We start from the raw sequence: 223 nt of genomic DNA on the forward strand, positions 1-223 counted from the left end.
GTTCCGTTCACGCTCGCATTCGTGTTCGTCACTACGACGTAATAATATCTCGTGCCAGCCGTTGCTGTCGGTGCGTTGTAGCTCGCGCTTATCGCTCCAGACACCAACGTGCCCCCGCTCGTGCTGTTGCTGCCGTTGCTGTACCACTGATAGCTCAGTACACCTCCATCGCTCACACTCGCCGCTACGCTAAGCGTAGCCATTCCTCCAACGTTCACCGTCG

General features: G+C 57.4%; 1 protein-coding gene. It reads right to left on the minus strand.

All coding sequences use genetic code 11. The features are described 5' to 3' along the window. Positions 1 to 203: hypothetical protein (locus tag FGT79_RS30860; protein WP_212758681.1), on the minus strand; the 203-nt coding region annotated here is incomplete at its 3' end. Positions 204 to 223 lie beyond the last annotated feature (20 nt).

The sequence above is a fragment of the Paenibacillus sinopodophylli genome, assembly GCF_005930355.1.
In the GTDB taxonomy this organism is placed as follows: Bacteria; Bacillota; Bacilli; order Paenibacillales; family Paenibacillaceae; genus Pristimantibacillus; species Pristimantibacillus sinopodophylli.